12 protein-coding genes and 1 other RNA gene are annotated in these 16152 nt (G+C 34.6%); 1 reads left to right on the top strand and 12 read right to left on the bottom strand.

Annotation, left to right across the window (positions count from 1 at the left end):
* Positions 1-638: 638 nt before the first annotated feature.
* From FFWV33_RS17430 to FFWV33_RS17415, 4 genes are all read right to left on the bottom strand, one after another.
* Positions 639-1349 (bottom strand): tetratricopeptide repeat protein, encoded by a 711-nt coding sequence (locus tag FFWV33_RS17430; protein WP_108742084.1) that lies wholly within the window; start codon positions 1347-1349, stop codon positions 639-641.
* Between the two features lie 75 nt (positions 1350-1424).
* A complete protein-coding gene (locus tag FFWV33_RS17425) occupies positions 1425-1910 on the bottom strand; it encodes a hypothetical protein (protein WP_108742083.1) in 486 nt (161 codons plus the stop codon).
* Positions 1911-2415: 505 nt separating this feature from the next.
* Positions 2416-2812, bottom strand: a transfer-messenger RNA (tmRNA) gene (gene ssrA / locus FFWV33_RS17420).
* Between the two features lie 82 nt (positions 2813-2894).
* Positions 2895-4091, bottom strand: a complete 1197-nt coding sequence (locus tag FFWV33_RS17415; RefSeq protein ID WP_108742600.1) for a serine hydrolase domain-containing protein — start codon at positions 4089-4091, stop codon at positions 2895-2897.
* 261 nt (positions 4092-4352) lie between these two features.
* On the opposite strand from FFWV33_RS17415, the gene FFWV33_RS17410 reads away from it, so the two are divergent.
* Positions 4353-5549: an NAD(P)-dependent oxidoreductase gene (locus FFWV33_RS17410; protein ID WP_108742082.1), complete on the top strand. Its 1197-nt coding sequence runs from the start codon at positions 4353-4355 to the stop codon at positions 5547-5549.
* A gap of 282 nt (positions 5550-5831) precedes the next feature.
* Here FFWV33_RS17410 and FFWV33_RS17405 read toward each other — a convergent pair whose 3' ends face one another.
* From FFWV33_RS17405 to thrA, 8 genes are all read right to left on the bottom strand, one after another.
* Positions 5832-6872: a tetratricopeptide repeat protein gene (locus FFWV33_RS17405; RefSeq protein ID WP_159086069.1), complete on the bottom strand. Its 1041-nt coding sequence runs from the start codon at positions 6870-6872 to the stop codon at positions 5832-5834.
* A 156-nt stretch (positions 6873-7028) separates the two neighbouring features.
* The gene (locus FFWV33_RS19350) at positions 7029-7169 is read right to left on the bottom strand and encodes a hypothetical protein (RefSeq protein WP_159086068.1); all 141 of its coding nucleotides are present in this window, start codon (positions 7167-7169) and stop codon (positions 7029-7031) included.
* 308 nt (positions 7170-7477) lie between these two features.
* The gene (locus FFWV33_RS17400) at positions 7478-9886 is read right to left on the bottom strand and encodes a TonB-dependent receptor (RefSeq protein WP_108742080.1); all 2409 of its coding nucleotides are present in this window, start codon (positions 9884-9886) and stop codon (positions 7478-7480) included.
* Between the two features lie 8 nt (positions 9887-9894).
* Positions 9895-10662 (bottom strand): phosphatase PAP2 family protein, encoded by a 768-nt coding sequence (locus FFWV33_RS17395; RefSeq protein WP_108742079.1) that lies wholly within the window; start codon positions 10660-10662, stop codon positions 9895-9897.
* Positions 10663-10717: 55 nt separating this feature from the next.
* Positions 10718-11026 (bottom strand): hypothetical protein, encoded by a 309-nt coding sequence (locus tag FFWV33_RS17390; protein WP_159086067.1) that lies wholly within the window; start codon positions 11024-11026, stop codon positions 10718-10720.
* A 228-nt stretch (positions 11027-11254) separates the two neighbouring features.
* Positions 11255-12547 (bottom strand): threonine synthase, encoded by a 1293-nt coding sequence (gene thrC / locus FFWV33_RS17385; RefSeq protein WP_108742077.1) that lies wholly within the window; start codon positions 12545-12547, stop codon positions 11255-11257.
* A gap of 78 nt (positions 12548-12625) precedes the next feature.
* The gene (locus FFWV33_RS17380; protein WP_108742076.1) at positions 12626-13546 is read right to left on the bottom strand and encodes a homoserine kinase; all 921 of its coding nucleotides are present in this window, start codon (positions 13544-13546) and stop codon (positions 12626-12628) included.
* Positions 13547-13667: 121 nt separating this feature from the next.
* Complete coding sequence (thrA, locus tag FFWV33_RS17375; protein ID WP_108742075.1) at positions 13668-16118, bottom strand: bifunctional aspartate kinase/homoserine dehydrogenase I; 2451 nt, start codon at positions 16116-16118, stop codon at positions 13668-13670.
* Positions 16119-16152 lie beyond the last annotated feature (34 nt).

The following is a 16152-nucleotide window of genomic DNA, read 5'->3' as shown; positions in this document are numbered from 1 at the left end:
AAGAGACTTTTATAATGGTGATAAAAGACGTATTGATGGTACTTTTTACTTTTTAGATAAAAACATGAGATATATCATTTTTTTAATAATAAATTTTAAGAATTGTTTAATGAATGAAATGCTAGAACCCATTTTATTCAGAAAACATATGAAGAATTGGTGGGGTCAAAACAACCAGCAGAACTGCTAGTTAGCTCGTTGCAAATAGCATTGAGGTAGTTAGGTCTAACATGTAAAAGTGAAGCATAATCTTTAACAAAATGCTTCTCCTTATACTACTTGTCAATTAGCTTTTCAAGGTGGTGAATCAGTCGTAGCGATTGACTAAAATCTGCGTTTTTGTTTATAGGTTCAAATAACTGATTGAGATCGATCAACATAATATTAAGTGGTGATCGCAGGATGTTTCGAAATTAACTTCGATACTATTGAGAATGTTTAATATTCAAACGGCTATGGACTTAATAGGATTAATTTTTCTTTACAGATGGGGAAATTTACAAATTCTTTAGGCAAAGAATTCAACACTGAAAAAGTAGACTGCATTTATGCTTATTATTGAATTACAAGTTTGAATAAACGAGGAAATTCATCACCAAAAATACTTACTCTAGTTTTAATATTTAGTTCGATTAAAATTAGTTCGATACAGAGGTAATTCTATCGGAGGCCAAAATATATGTAGGCTGTAATTTTAAAGCGGTTTGATAACTTTCTATTGCTAAGTTGATATTAGATTTTTTTAAAAATAAATCACCTCGATTAACATAAATCATTGCACTTTTTGGCTCTTTAGTCAAGGCGGTATCAAATTCTTTTTCGGCTAAATCATCCTGATTGTTATTTGCGAAAATAGTTGCTTTTAAAAAATAGGCAAAACTCCAATTTGGATATAATTTGATCAATTCATCTGCTGTTTTAACTGCATCATCAAAATTATTTATTTGCGATAATACTCCTATTTTGCTTACATAAAACCACTTATTTTTTGGTTCTAAAGCTATCGCCTCTGAAAATAAATGTACTGCATCATCATAATCTTGAACTCTTAGGAACATTTTTGCCTTAAAATTTTTTACATCTGCGTTTTTGGGCATTAATTGATCTAATTGATTGGCTAAGAGTATCGCTTTATCAAAATCCTTCATTTTTACTGCAGAGGAAATGGAAGCGTTAATATCCTTGGCTGCTTGTGGAAAATGACTAATTCTTTCTTTTAGAGCATTGTTTTCTTGTAATAATTCTTGTTTGAAAACATCGTCAAAATCTTTAAATTCTAAAATTTGACTGTATGTTTTTTGATTATAAATACATACGAATAAAAGAAAATATAAAATTGATTTCTTCATGATATAAAATTATTTCTTTAAATTTTAATTTTTTTTATGCTAACATTTTATCAAAAATAGAAAGTTGGTTAGAACCTAAAGCTCTAAAAAAGTGTATGTGGTAAAGCTATGTCTATTTTTAAATCCAGATACTAATATTGTGTCTTTTCTAACAATTACTTTGAAAAATTCTTTTTTTCTTCGATAAGAATTATAACTTTTTAATTTTAATGTATCTTCGCAAATTTTATAAATATTTGGAGAGCTTTCGCTAATTTTACCTTTATAAAAATTTATCATTTCTTCTTTGCTATAAAAACCTCCAGAATTACTCCAAGTTCCATTCTTAAAAAAATGATAATAAAAATATCTGGTAAAGTAGACGATTGTGTCTTTTGCAGGTATTAATCCCTTAAGTGCTGGATGACCTCTTGAAGAATAAATTTTGGAATAGTTTGCTGCTTCATATTTGAAATATTCATCAGAAGAGGCAATATAGATACCATTAGTTTTTAAAAGCAAATTTGAATCTAAATTGACGTCTTTATATTTTTCTTGTTTATTTCCTTTGGAATTGTGCAAAGTAGACCTTTTGACTCCATGACAACTAACTAAAAAATAAAGTAGTATAAAATAAGATTTAAACATGTTATTGTTGTGCATTTGTAGCTACCATTTCCATTATAATTCTTTATCTAATTGCTAGCATATCGATCCCATAAAAATAGTACATAATTTGAATAAAAAACGATAGTTTGCCAAAATTCGTAACTTATTAGAAGCTGAAACAATAAAAATAAGAGTGAAATTTTATACCAATAGTAGTGAAATAGGTGGTATCTACTTGGAATTATTTACTAAAGAACAGGTCCATTGCACTATTTTATAGCAAAAGCTAGAGTTACTCTTGCTATCAGTATAAAGGTTAATAACAATGGCTTGAGAGTTTCCGTATATCTTAGATGCAATAGGTGCGATAAATGCTTGATTCGAGATGACAAGAAAAGCATAAATAGGTATATTGAGCAGTATTTATTTAGTATGTTATGAATAAAAAACCCTGTAAACAAGCTGTTTACAGGGTTTTTTGTGGAGTCGCCGAGAATCGAACTCGGGTCCAAACAAGCAACTAAAAGGCTTTCTACGGGCTTATTTCCTGATTGGATTTTCGATAACAAGCTAGGCCAGAAACAGCCACTTATTACTTATCTTCTTAATTTTGAAATCCACCCGAAGCTCATGGAAATCTAGGTTTATTTTTACGGTTCTCCTGAATAGAACGCCACAAACCAAGGCTTTCAAGGAGAATCCAGCTTTCCTATCTGATAGGAACGTGGCGTAATCGTACTATAATTCGGATTATGCAGCTAAAGCGTAGTTATTTTCGCCGTTTAAAATGGTGAGATCTTATATTAACGAGCAAGGTCTCAATGCTCGGCCTGCTTACTTTTCAATTCGACTTGCTGTCAAAACCAGTCGACCCCAGTATGATGCAAAAAATTGCGTGTGCAAAGATATTCTTTTTAACCGAACTACAAATTAGTTCTACTTTTTATTTAGCAAAAATCATTCCTCAGTTTCAGATTTAGCCACATCAAACGGATAATCGCCAAACAAAGGTGCTAAATTTTTAATTTGATAAGTAGTTCTTGTAAATTTATTAGACAAAGCAATAATGGTTACTTTTTCTGGCGGTAATGTGACGTACATAGACGTGTTACCATGCCACCAGCCTGTATGGAAATAAAAATTCTGACCTGTCGGCCAATTAATCATGCGCATTCCTAAACCATAATTACGAGTTCCTTGACGTTCGTTGCTATATCCGGTAAACGCTTTTTTTAATAATGCAGGATTAAAAAATTCGAGATCATTTCGGCCCATATCAAATTTCAATAAATCTCGAGGTGTAGAGTACACGTTTTTATCACCATAGATAGCATCTAAAAAATCCCAACCATAGAGTACAAGATTGCCTTTGTACGACGGATTTGCGGTTTGACGATCCTTGTCATAATCAAATACGTAACTATCATTCATTCCCAAGGGTTTAAAAATGATGGTTTTCATGGCATCTTTATATTTCTGTCCTGTCACTTTTTCGATAATCAAAGCCAAAAGCGCATAATTAGTATTGCAATAACTAAAATGAGTATTTGTTTTGTATTCTAAAGTTATTTTTTTTGAACTTAAAAGCGTCAAGATATCTTGGTTTGTCAAAATTTTGTGACCGTCCCAAACTTCTTTTTTATCTGTAAAATAGGAATATTTTCGAATACCAGAACGGTGATTTAATAATGTTTCTATCGTAACATCTGGATAAGGAAAACCTTTCAGCAGCGTGGTTACTTTTTGATCTAAAGCCAGTTTTTTTTGATCTACCAATTTCAAAATAGCAGTAGCTGTAATAACCTTTGATACAGAGGCTACATGAAGCGCACTTGTGCTAGTCATAGCAGTATTGGTCTTTTTATTGGCTATTCCTTCGTATTTTTCATAAATAATCTGACCATTTTTGGCTACCAAAAAACCACCATTCATACTGTTATTGGGCCAGTTTTTGTTGTAAAAACGATCAATAGCCGCTTTTTTATTGTTGATAAATTCGGAAGTTAATTTTGGACCTTCCTTCAAAGCGAATTCCTTTTTTATATTTGCTCCTTCAGCTGTGTCATAATCACCATCATTCTTTCCTTTACATGATGTAAAAAGGAAAAAGAGCAAAAGTAATTGTGGTATATTTGTTTTTTTTATAAGAATCATCATAATGGTGCTAGAGTCACAAATATAAAGAATCGATATCTTTTGATATAATTATTTAGGTTACATTTAAGTTTTTATTTTCGAAAACAAATTTGTAAAAAGCTATTGAGTTGAGGTTCAATACTTCACTGTTTGTGAGCTGAAAATTGGTTTGGAGGCCTATTTTGGATATTATTTTCGAATAAAAAAAAAGACAAGATCCTATTATACTTTAAAAGGTGATGAAAGGATAATAAAATTAATGATACAATACTATTATATATGAAATTTGGAATATTAAAAGAAAGAAAGAATCCGCCAGACCGAAGAGTTATTTTTTCACCAGATGCTTTGGCGCAGCTTAAGTTAGCGTATCCAAATTTTTCTGTTGTTGTAGAAAGCTCCAAAGACAGAGTTTTTACAGACGAAGAATATCAATTTGCAGGTATTGAAGTAGTGGATAATCTAAGCGACTGCGACACTTTGATTGGTGTCAAGGAAATTCCAGCTGATGATTTGATGGCCTATAAATCCTATATCTTTTTCTCTCACACGATAAAAAAGCAAGCGCACAATCGTGAAATGCTACAGTCTATTATTCGAAAAAACATAAATTTGTTTGATTTCGAGACCATGGTAGATGCAAATAATCGAAGGTTAATTGGCTTTGGGCAATACGCGGGTTATGTGGGTATCTACAATAGTTTTCGTGCTTTTGGTCAAAAGTTCGAACTGTTTAAATTACCAAAAGCATCCACTTTGAGCGGTAAAGAGGAGCTCATTAGACATTTAAAACGATTGGTATTACCTCCGTTAAAAATCGTAATCACAGGTAAAGGAAAAGTGAGCAACGGAATAAAAGAAATCCTAGAAGAAATCAAAATTAAGGAAGTAGCTCCAGATCATTTTTTAACCAAAAAATACGCGCAGTCTGTCTTTACGCAATTGGCAGTCTCAGATTATTACAAGCATAAAGAGGGTAATGCATTTGATTTTTTAGATTTTAAAGAGAACCCATCGGCACACGAATCTGATTTTGAAAAATACAGCCAGGTAGCAGAAATGTATGTTTCGGGGCATTTTCATGCACCGGGTTCTCCAGAGATTTTGTCTCGAGAAATGTTACAATCAAAAAACAGCAATATTAAAGTGATTGGTGATATTTCCTGTGATATTGACGGACCAATCGCAAGCACAATACGATCTTCAACGGTTGATGAACCTTTTTATGGTTATTTGCCATCAGAGAACAAAGAAGTGGACGTTTTTCATCCTGCTGCAATTGTTGTCATGGCAGTTAGTAATTTACCAAGTGAACTGCCTAGGGATGCTAGCGTAGGTTTTGGCGAAATGTTTATTCAGCATATTATGCCAGCCTTTTTTAATGAGGATAAGGACGGAATTCTAGAATGTGCTCAAATTACACAAAAAGGAAAATTGATGCCTCGCTTTACTTTTTTAGAAGAGTACAGTAAATAGTAGAATACTAGAGCGAATATTTTTCACCTATTGCGACATAGTAGAGGAGTAGTCAAAAAAGGGTTTTACAGGGATATTTAGTTCTCGAAAATTAATCAAAAGGAAGTGGAAGCAGGGTTTAATCGAGTGTAGTCGAGCTGTAATATGCGGTTTTCGACTTCACTCGAACTTAAGTAAGGCATACTTCATACAGGATTGAAAGACTTGTTTTTTTAATTGGTCATTTTTCTCCTAGTAGTGTGTTACAAAGGCGCTATTTTAGATTCTCCAATTATTTTTTTATTACTGGTGTTCAAGTTCACTGAATTTTTCAATCATGGCATTACCTTTTTCGGTTTCTCCTGTCTTTATCAATGTAGCACCATATCGATAATAATACACGGGCTCTAGCTTAGTTTTTATTCCAAACAATTCGTTGTACCATCTCGCAGCTTTGTCCATTTTTCCACTAAAGTAAAAGGAATCGGCAATAACTCTAAACAAGTAGGCAGAACGGTATCCTTTTTCAGCTACTCGTTCATAAGTCTCAATAATGTTCACATACACAGCGGTAACTTTCTCTCCGTTTTCTCTGCGTTCTTCTTTTTTAATATTCGAAATTAATACATTTAATGCTGCTTTTTCAGCCTCTTCATCAACTTCATTGTACTTTTCATTTGTTTGAACATATTCATTTACCTTTTTTTCTTCAATTTGTTTTGCAGTTGGTTCAATTTTTCCAACAGGTGTAAAAACTGGTCTTGCACCATTCTTTGCACCTTTATCACCTAGCTTCAAAACAGGAGTCAAATTACGAACATTCGGTTTTGCAACTTCAGTCGTTACTACATTCTTTTCTTCGATTACTGGACTGCTTTTAGAAGTTGGTTTTTCAATTGCAGCTTCAATAGGCTTTGAGGTAGTTTGAACCATTTCTTGTTTTGAAACAACAGCTGTTAAGGTAGGTTTTGAAATTGAAGGTAATGGTTTTTGCTCTGCAACTTTGGTCGTTTCAGTTGTATTTGTAACTGCTTCTTTTTTTATACTAGGAGAAAGAGTTGTTTTCTGCGAGCTATTTGTGGCAATGATTACTTCTTTTTTAGCTTCAGTCGCAGTCTTAGTTACTGCTGTCTTTTTAGGTTCTGCAACAGTTTTGTTCGCAACAATGACTTTTGGTTTTTCTGTAACAGCTGTCTTGATTGCTTCTGCCTTTTTTGGAGTAGATTCGCTACTATTATTTTCTACAGGAGTTACGACAGTTTTGGAAACTTTGTTCGGTTCATAACTTACTGCCGTTGATATGTTTCCGCTGGATTCCTCTTTAGCGTCTGGATCTATTATCACAGAATTTGTAGTAGCTAGAGTGGGATATTTTTTTTCGGTAAATGTTTCTTTCTTATACACGGGAGTGATGGTGCGCACATTATTGGGACCAAGTTCGTCACTACTGATTAAACTTAAATCAGAGACAGTATAACTTGTTTTTGTACCACCAAAACTTTAATTGACATATTCTTCAACTTGATAATAAAGTAATTTTCGAGTTTCTGTGGTAACAATAGCTTTATTGTTTTGACTGTATAATTCGCTACAAGCCAAACCCGTCATGCTGATCAATACTATTTTGATTGCCTTTTTCATAGTGAATAAGAATATAATAATTAAATTCAAAATTGAAACTACAGCAGAGCCTAGTCAAAAAACTCGGTCAATTGTAATTAGTGCGATCTGGGGAGTGCAAAATTTTATTCGAAAAAGATGTTGTAGGTGTCTCTTCAGAATGAGATCTAAAAAGTAGTAGTATTTCTATCGAAAGATAAACTGTAGTACTTTTTAATTTGAAGTGGTATTTATTTTGCTTTTGAAAACAACCATTATATTTTGCAAATTTATATAAAAAAAGCCTTTAAAACTATTGTTCTAAAGGCTTTGTTACTAATTAATTAAGATTAGAATTTATAATTGTATCCTAGCCTGATTACTTGAGTTTCAAAATAATCATTGCTTGTATAGAAGAATCCGTCTCCTTGTACTTTTTTCTTGATTACCATGGTGTTGAATAAATCGGTGGCGTTGATGAAAAATTCTCCTTTTCCATCTTGAACCGATTTTTTAATTCCAAAATCTACAGAATAACGCGACTTTATTTTTCCTTGCGGAATAATATCTGGTGCTAAATAAACGGCAGTAAGTTGTGCATCTATTTTTTTGCCAAAATGAAAGTTGTTATTCCATTTCAAATTACCAGAGTATAACACTTGTTTGTCCGCCGAAAATAAGTGCGTAGTTGGATATTTATTCTCCACCGTAAAGGCATTAATTTGATTGCGATAGGCGTTCACGTTCACGTTAAAGCGGTACAATTTACTTACTTCTTGCGACAGTACCATTTCGATTCCGGTATTGTAACTTTTATTTACATTCTGAAAAGTAGCATAAATAATATCGCTACCTGCTACGGTGCTCGAAATTCTGGTAATGGTACCATCTGCAAAATGGTGGTACAACGCATTGTACAAACTTCCCTTTTCCCATGTGGTTTTAAAACCTAATTCAAGGGAATTGGTGAATTGTGGCTTCAAAGCAGGGTTACCGACTTTGATAATCTCGGCATCATCATACTTCGGGAAAATTCGAATATCGACTTCACTAGGACGATCTACTCTTCGATTAAAAAAAGCCGACACCTTATTGTTATCGTTTATTTTGTAAGCCAACCTCATATTTGGAAATGGTTGTGTATAATGGTAGCCATCACTTTTATACGTATTGTGATTTGGATTCACTTCATAATTCAAATCTACATATTCCAATCGCAATCCCAATTCGGCTTCCCATTTTATACTCTCAAAAACATAATTTCCATAAACGGCAGGAATCAATTCTTTGTATGTAGCAGGTCCTCCGGCATTGGCATCAATTACAGAGTTTTGCCCAGGCATGAAATCCATATTGGTCGGAATATCTCTTTTTCTAAATTTGATTCCAGTTTCAATACGTCCATTTTTTAATGGTTCTACATAATCCAAATTAAAGTCGTAAACCGTTTCATCTGACAGGAGTTTGAACGAATCGGTTCCTGTAGATCCGATTAAAATGTTATCATAAAAATATTTTTCGTCCTCACGGTGAAAGGTATAATTCAGACCAACATTCAGCAACCTTCCAGCCTCTTTAAATTTATGTTGGTACGCTACAGATGCCATAACGGTAGTCTTTAGTTCGTCTTCCAAAAATTGCCACAGCCTTCTTCTCTCAGAGAAATCGGCGTTAAAAAAGGGCTGGTCTCCGCGGTCAATAATTTTTTCGCTACCAAACATTCCAGATACGGTCAATGTATTTTGGTCATCAATCGTGTAATCTAGTCCCGTTTTTATAGTAGTAAAATGGGTGTTTCTGTTTCTTTTTAATTGGGAGTTGATAATATCACCGTTATCATAGGTACGGGTGATAAACTCATTTTTATTTAATGTTTCGGTGTACAAATAATCCCCTTGAAAGAATGCATTAATTTTATTTTTTCTATAATTTAAAGAAACGGAAGGGTTGATCTTTGGCGTCATGGTATACTGTGGCCGAATGGTAGGTAAATTTTCTTTACGTACCCACAAAGCACCAAGACCTGTCGTTAGACCAACTTTTCCGTTAAACCCTTCTTTCTTATTCTTTTTATAGATGATATTGATTATTCCGGCATTTCCGTTAGCATCATATTTCGCAGACGGATTATTGATGATTTCGATTTTTTCAATTGCCGAAGCTGGAATGTTGTCCAAGCCACTTTGACTACCAAATCCTGTCAAAGCAGTTTGTTTACCGTCAATCAACACCATCACTTTGTCACTTCCGCGCAGTTGTACTTTTCCATCTGTAACGGTTACACTCGGTAAGTTTGACATCGCCTGTAAAACAGAACTTCCGGATTGCGAAATATTATCTGCAACCGAAAAGGTTTTTTTATCCATTGCATTACTAATGGCTGGCGCTTTTGATGTTACAATTACTTCATTCAAAGAGTTAACGTTTTCAACCAATTCGATACTTTTTAAATCTAAAAAATCAGACAAAGTACCTATATACAGTTCTTGTTGGTGTGTACTGAAGCCTATTGATGATATTTCGAGTACATAATTTCCGCTTTTTACATTTGTCAACGTAAAACGTCCCAGTTCATTGCTGATTGTTCCCATAACAAAGGCTTGCTTATTGGTCTTGAGCACTACATTTGCAAAGGGTAAACTGCTTTTTGATGTACCATCTTTGATTAATCCCGAGACAGTTGCGGTTTTGGTTTGTGCCCATGAAAATTGTGTCAGGAGACACAGGAGCAGCATTGTTTTTATAAATATATTTTTCATACTTGTTTTTATTTTGTGTTTAGAATCATTCCGATTCCTAATTGTTTTCCATTATAAAATGGCGAAATCATTCCAGTATTTTGACTGTTTTTCCTTTGGAACATTCGGTTAATATACGGAAAAGTCCAATACGCAATTTTGGTGGATAGAATACCGATTCCGGCACCCATTGTGACATCCGTTAACCAGTGACGGTTGTTATAAATCCGAAAAGCTCCTGTTCCTGCCGCTACAATATAGCCCGATATCCCATACCAAACAGAAACGTCTTTGTATTCTTGCCATAAAAATTCGGCACCAACAAAGGCTGTTGCAGTATGTCCTGATGGAAAAGAATTATACGAACTTCCGTCCGGTCGCTCAATGTGCGATATGTTCTTCAGAGGCAAAACCACCGAAGTCATCAGTAAATAGGAGGTAGCCAAAATTATAGAGCGATCTCTCAGATTGTGTTGACCTTTTATTCCTAGGTTGTTGAGCGCATATACGGTTAGAGCAGGTGCATATTGTGAGAAATCATCAATTGTGATTTTCTTATCAATGTGTTCTGTAATCTCTTCTCTCAGCCCTGAATTGATAGATTTGATCGATTCACTTTCCAAACCAATGATACTGTAGGTCATCAAAGTAACGGGCAGTATGAATTGTTTGTAATTGAATGGTTTACTTTTGGTTGGAACCACGACCATACTATCAACTGCTGTTATCACCTGCGCACAACTATTCTGGCATATTGCAGTTAGCAATAAGGCCCATATATAAAGTTGTTTTTTCATTTTTTTGTAAAATAGATAATTATCTTAATTATAATCTAAAAACGAACAAATGAAATTATACTATTGGAGGTCGAAATATCGAATAACCAGGATGGTAGGAGTACAGCTGGTTTTTGTAAATAGAGGTTGGTTTTTTATCGAATGAAAAAACAACAGATGTATTTTTAAATTCAAAAACCGGTATTTTTTCTTTTAATGGAGTAACCGAATTACTTTGATAATAATCAACGATTTGGTGGGGCTTGTCGCCGTCTTCTTCTTGTTCATGTGGTTCGAAAATGCCATCCAAGTTCATAAGATGTTCAAAAACGAAATCAGCTAAATCCAAATCAGGATCTTCTGTAGCTTGACAATGATCATACATAGCAGGAAGTCTCACCAAAGTAGAAAAGTTGCCTAGTGGAAGGCAAATCACTCCTAATGTGTAGTAAATCAACAATGTTATGTAAGAGATTTGTCTCAGAATTATAAAAGTTTAGGCTAAAATAAAGTATTTCTACAGTTTAGACGTTAAAGAATCAATAAGGTTTAAAATAAAAACCGACTACGCTTCAAAGATAGAGGTAGTCGATTTACTAATTGAGAAGAGATATTAATCTAAAAAGGCTTTTAATTCTTCGTATGTTTTGATTTTGGTGCTTACTTTTTCATCGTGCATAACTGCTTGAATTTGTGGAGGAATAGGTAAAGTTACACCCAAAGCTGGTTCTACAACATCCAAAAATTTGATAGGATGTGCTGTTTCCAAAAATATTCCGATCGTATTTTCGTCTTGCTTTTCCAATTCTTTTTTCAAACCTAAGTAGCCAACAGCACCATGCGGTTCTGCGATATAGCCGTTGTTTTTATAGATGTGCTGCATTGCAACCGTTGTTTCAGCATCAGAAAAACTATACGATGAGAAATCTTTCTTGAATTGTGCCAAATCATTTTGGTACATTTCCTGAATTCGAATAAAGTTACTCGGGTTTCCAACATCCATCGCATTCGAGATGGTTGCAATCGAAGGATTAGGATCGTATTCTCCATCTACCAAAAATCTAGGAACGGTATCATTTACATTGGTCGAAGCTACAAAATGATGAATTGGTAATCCCATTTTCTTAGCAATGATACCAGCACAGATATTTCCAAAATTACCACTAGGACAAGAGAAAACTAATTTTTTGTTTTGGCTTTTCAGAGCTTTATAAGCAAAGAAAAAATAAAACATTTGTGGTAACCAACGGGCAATATTGATCGAATTGGCAGATGTTAATCCTTTGTGTTTTAAATCTTGGTCCAAAAATGCTTTCTTAACCATATCCTGACAATCGTCAAAAACACCATCAACTTCGAGCGCTTTGATATTTTGTCCTAGAGTCGTCAACTGCTTTTCTTGAATATCACTAACTTTTCCAGAAGGGTAAAGAATGATTACTTCTACACCTTGTACGGCTAAGAATCCGCTTGCAACTGCGCCACCTGTGTCTCCAGATGTAGCGACAAGCACCGTATTTTTGCTGTCTTTTTTATCTCTGTTAAAGTAGCCTAAACAACGCGACATGAAGCGTGCTCCAACATCTTTAAACGCCATTGTTGGACCATGGAATAACTCCAAAGAATAAATTCCGTTCTCAACAGGAACTACCGGGAAATCAAAACACAATGTTTCAGCGATGATTTCTTTTAGTTTTTCTGTCGGAATTTCATCCCCTACAAATTGTTGGATCGCAGCAAATGCAATGTCTTCATTGCTTAGATTTTCTATAGTATCAAAAAAGGATGCTGGTAAAGGACTGATATTTTCTGGAAAATACAAACCTCTATCTGATGCCAATCCTTGAATTACTGCCTCTTCAAAAGAAACATTTGGGGCATTATGGTTTAAACTGTAATACTTCATCTTTATTATTTAGGATTTAGAAATTGTGATTTAGGATTTAGAAAATCTAAAATCCCAAATCGTAATTCCTTAATTTTTTTAAATTACTCTCATTCCTTCATCATTCACTTTACAAACGTGAATTTCATATGGCAAATTGATGCTATCATACACAGCACACATTGCTTTCGCTACTTTTTCGGCTGTTTCTGCTCCTTTGCTCAAAGCAAATATAGAGGGTCCAGAACCTGATATTCCAGATCCCAAAGCACCTTGTTCGTATGCGGCTTGCTTCACTAAATCAAAACCCGGAATCAAAACAGAGCGCAAAGGCTCTACGATTTCATCGTGCAATGAGCGACCGATAAGTTCATAGTCCTGTGTGTACAAGCCTGCGATCAATCCACCAACATTTCCCCATTGGGTAATAGCACTTTTTAGCGAAACGGTTTGCTTCAAGACCGAACGCGCATCAGACGTTTTCAATTCGATTTGTGGGTGTATCACCGTTGCATATAATAAGGACGGACTTTCGATCTTGATAATATCTAGAGGAGTTGAGCTGCGTACAAGCGTAAATCCACCCAAAAGGGCAGGAGCTACGTTATCTGCATGAGCATTGCCCGAGGCTAGCTTTTCTCCTTGCATGGCAAATTTCACCAATTCTTTTCGGCTGAAAGGTTGTCCCAATAGTTCATTGGCACCAAAAACAGCTCCCGCAGAACTTGCTGCACTGCTTCCAATACCACTTCCTGCTTTGATATTTTTGTATATTTCGATTTCAAAACCAAATTCTGCTTCTACTTCTTCAAGCATCGCAAGCAAAGCTACTCCAGCTACGTTTTTCTCCGTTTCTAAAGGTAAATTTGCTCCTTCGATTTTTACGATTTTAACCCCTTTTTCAGTTGTTTTTCGAATAATCATTTCGTCTCCAACATTGTCTAGGCATAAACCTAAAACATCAAATCCACACGATAGATTAGCAATTGTTGCGGGACAAAAAACTTTTATTTCATTCATTTTTGTGTAGTTTCTAAGTGCTTTTATAGTTCCTAAGATTCTAATTTTCTAAAGTTTCTAAAAAAAACTTAGGGACTTAGAATCTTAGCAACTTGTATATTTTCCCAATAGAGGCTAGGGGTTAAACATTACCAATTCGAATCACATCTGCAAAAATACCTGATGCCGTTACTGCTGCTCCTGCACCAGCACCTTTTATCAATAATGGTTGGTCAACATAACGATCCGTATAAAATAGAACGATATTGTCTTTTCCTTCTAAGTTGTAAAAAGGATGGTCTTTGGGTATGAATTGCAATCCTACACTAGCTTTTCCGTTTTCAAATTGAGCCACATACTTCAATCGTGAATCCTTACTCAATGCTTCTTGATAGATAGCATCAAAGTGAGGGGCATGTTCGATAAGTGACGCAAAAAAGGCTTCGTTTGACGTTGTTTCCAAACAAGCTGCTGGCATAAACGACTCGTTTGCAATTTCTTCGATATCCATTTTATTTCCGCTTTCGCGAATAAGAATCAATATTTTTCTAGCTACATCAACACCGCTCAAATCAATTGTAGGGTCAGGTTCTGTAAATCCTTGTATGCCGGCTTCTTTAACAACATCGTGAAAAGAATTTTTTTCGTCGAAATTATTAAAGATGAAGTTTAAACTTCCCGAAAGGACTGCTTGTATTTTGTTTACTTTATCACCAGATGCGATTAAGTTTTTTACTGTATCTATAATTGGTAATCCGGCACCAACATTTGTTTCAAACAAAAATGGAGCATTGTATTGACGAGACAAATTCTTCAAATGAATATAATTGCTGTATTCAGAGGCACATGCAATTTTGTTACAAGTCACAACTCCTACACTTTGTTTTAAGAACTTTTCATACAACTTAGATACTCCTTCATTTGCTGTAATGTCTACAAAAATACTGTTACGTAAATTTAGCTCTTTTACATTCGATACAAATGTTTCTTGATCTGCAGGTACTCCTTTTTCGTCCAGTGCTTCTTTCCATTTTTTAAGATCGATTCCGTCTTCGTCAAAATGCATTTTTCTCGAATTAGAAACAGCAATAACGCGCAAATTGATTTTTAGGTTTTCTTTCAAAAACTTCTTTTGCTGTGCAATTTGAGAAATGAAGATTTCACCAACATTACCAACTCCCATCACAAATAGGTTCAATTGTTTGGTGTTGTCTTCAAAGAAACGTTCATGCAAAGTGTTTAACGCTTTTTTCACATCTCTTTCGTTAATTACTACCGAAATGTTTCTCTCTGAAGCACCTTGAGCAATAGCGCGAATGTTCACGTTATTTTTTCCTAATGTGCTAAACATTTTTCCACTCAATCCTTGGTGATTTTTCATGCTTTCGCCCACGAGCGCAATGATGCACAAGTTTTTTTCAACAATACAAGGATCAACTCTATTTTGAACAATTTCGATTTCAAATGCTTTATTAATCGCACTTTCTGCTTGGTCTGCATCCTCATTCATAATTCCAATACAGATCGAATGCTCTGATGAAGCTTGTGTGATGAAAATTACATTGATTTGCGATTGAGACAATACCTCAAACAAGCGTTTTGAAGAACCAGATACTCCAATCATTCCAGGTCCTTCCAATGTAATTAATGTAATCCCGCCAATATGACTAATTCCTTTCACAGGATTGGCACTTGGCAATGGATTATTGGATATAAAAGTTCCTTCTGCCTCTGGAGCAAAAGTGTTTTTAATATATATAGGTATGTTTTGTCTCAATACCGGCTGAATAGTCGGTGGGTACAATACTTTGGCACCAAAATGAGACAATTCCATCGCTTCCTGATAGGATATTGTAGCAATTGGTTGAGCTTGCTTTACAATTTTTGGATTTGAAGTAAACATTCCATTTACATCAGTCCATATTTCTAAGTCATCTGCATGAAGAGCCGCGGCAACAATGGCTGCAGTATAATCAGATCCTCCACGACCTAATGTAGTGCTAATTCCTTCTGTTGATGACGAAATGAATCCAGGCATTACAACAACTTGATTTTCATTGGCATCAAAAAACGTTTTAAGTAGCAAGTTGGTGATTTCAAAATTTACATTTGCTCTACCAAAGTTGCTATTTGTTTTGATTACTTCACGACTGTCTTTGTAACCGCTGTTTTTTAAATTTTGTTTTAAAGCCTCGGCTATGATATAGGAAGAAAGTAATTCACCAAAACTAAGAATAGTGTCTAAGGTTCTTGCAGATAATTCACCTAATAAGAAGCAACCGTCAAGCAAAGTTTCAAGGTGATTGATAATCCTTTTTATATGACTCAATAAACCACTTTGCTCTCCAACAGGGATAAGTTGTTTTAACGTATCTAAATGGGCTTTTTCTATTTCGGCAATGATTTCTTTATAGCTTTCGTCAGTAGCTGCTGCTTTGGTCGCTGCCAAATGTAAAAGATCAGTTACTTTACTAAGGGCAGAGACTACTACAACTAATTTATCTTGGTTGGCTTTGTTGGCAACGATATCTAAAACTAGTTTTATATTTTGAGCATTGGCAACGGAAGTTCCGCCGAATTTTAATACTTTCATTCTGTTTGTTTTATTAAAAAAAAGGGTATTATGT

The organism is Flavobacterium faecale (genome assembly GCF_003076455.1).
Lineage (GTDB): Bacteria > Bacteroidota > Bacteroidia > Flavobacteriales > Flavobacteriaceae > Flavobacterium > Flavobacterium faecale.
The sequence above is the reverse complement of the archived record's forward strand: the minus strand, read 5'-3'. Positions and strand labels throughout refer to the sequence as shown.

What these genes read in the sequence shown, in the direction of transcription:
- FFWV33_RS17430 (WP_108742084.1), bottom strand. Translation starts at nt 1,349, where the DNA reads ATGAAGAAATCAATTTTATATTTTCTTTTATTCGTATGTATTTATAAT.
- FFWV33_RS17415 (WP_108742600.1), bottom strand. Translation starts at nt 4,091, where the DNA reads ATGATTCTTATAAAAAAAACAAATATACCACAATTACTTTTGCTCTTT.
- FFWV33_RS17410 (WP_108742082.1), top strand. Translation starts at nt 4,353, where the DNA reads ATGAAATTTGGAATATTAAAAGAAAGAAAGAATCCGCCAGACCGAAGA.
- FFWV33_RS19350 (WP_159086068.1), bottom strand. Translation starts at nt 7,169, where the DNA reads ATGAAAAAGGCAATCAAAATAGTATTGATCAGCATGACGGGTTTGGCT.
- FFWV33_RS17400 (WP_108742080.1), bottom strand. Translation starts at nt 9,886, where the DNA reads ATGAAAAATATATTTATAAAAACAATGCTGCTCCTGTGTCTCCTGACA.
- FFWV33_RS17395 (WP_108742079.1), bottom strand. Translation starts at nt 10,662, where the DNA reads ATGAAAAAACAACTTTATATATGGGCCTTATTGCTAACTGCAATATGC.
- FFWV33_RS17390 (WP_159086067.1), bottom strand. Translation starts at nt 11,026, where the DNA reads ATGTATGATCATTGTCAAGCTACAGAAGATCCTGATTTGGATTTAGCT.
- thrC (WP_108742077.1), bottom strand. Translation starts at nt 12,547, where the DNA reads ATGAAGTATTACAGTTTAAACCATAATGCCCCAAATGTTTCTTTTGAA.
- FFWV33_RS17380 (WP_108742076.1), bottom strand. Translation starts at nt 13,546, where the DNA reads ATGAATGAAATAAAAGTTTTTTGTCCCGCAACAATTGCTAATCTATCG.
- thrA (WP_108742075.1), bottom strand. Translation starts at nt 16,118, where the DNA reads ATGAAAGTATTAAAATTCGGCGGAACTTCCGTTGCCAATGCTCAAAAT.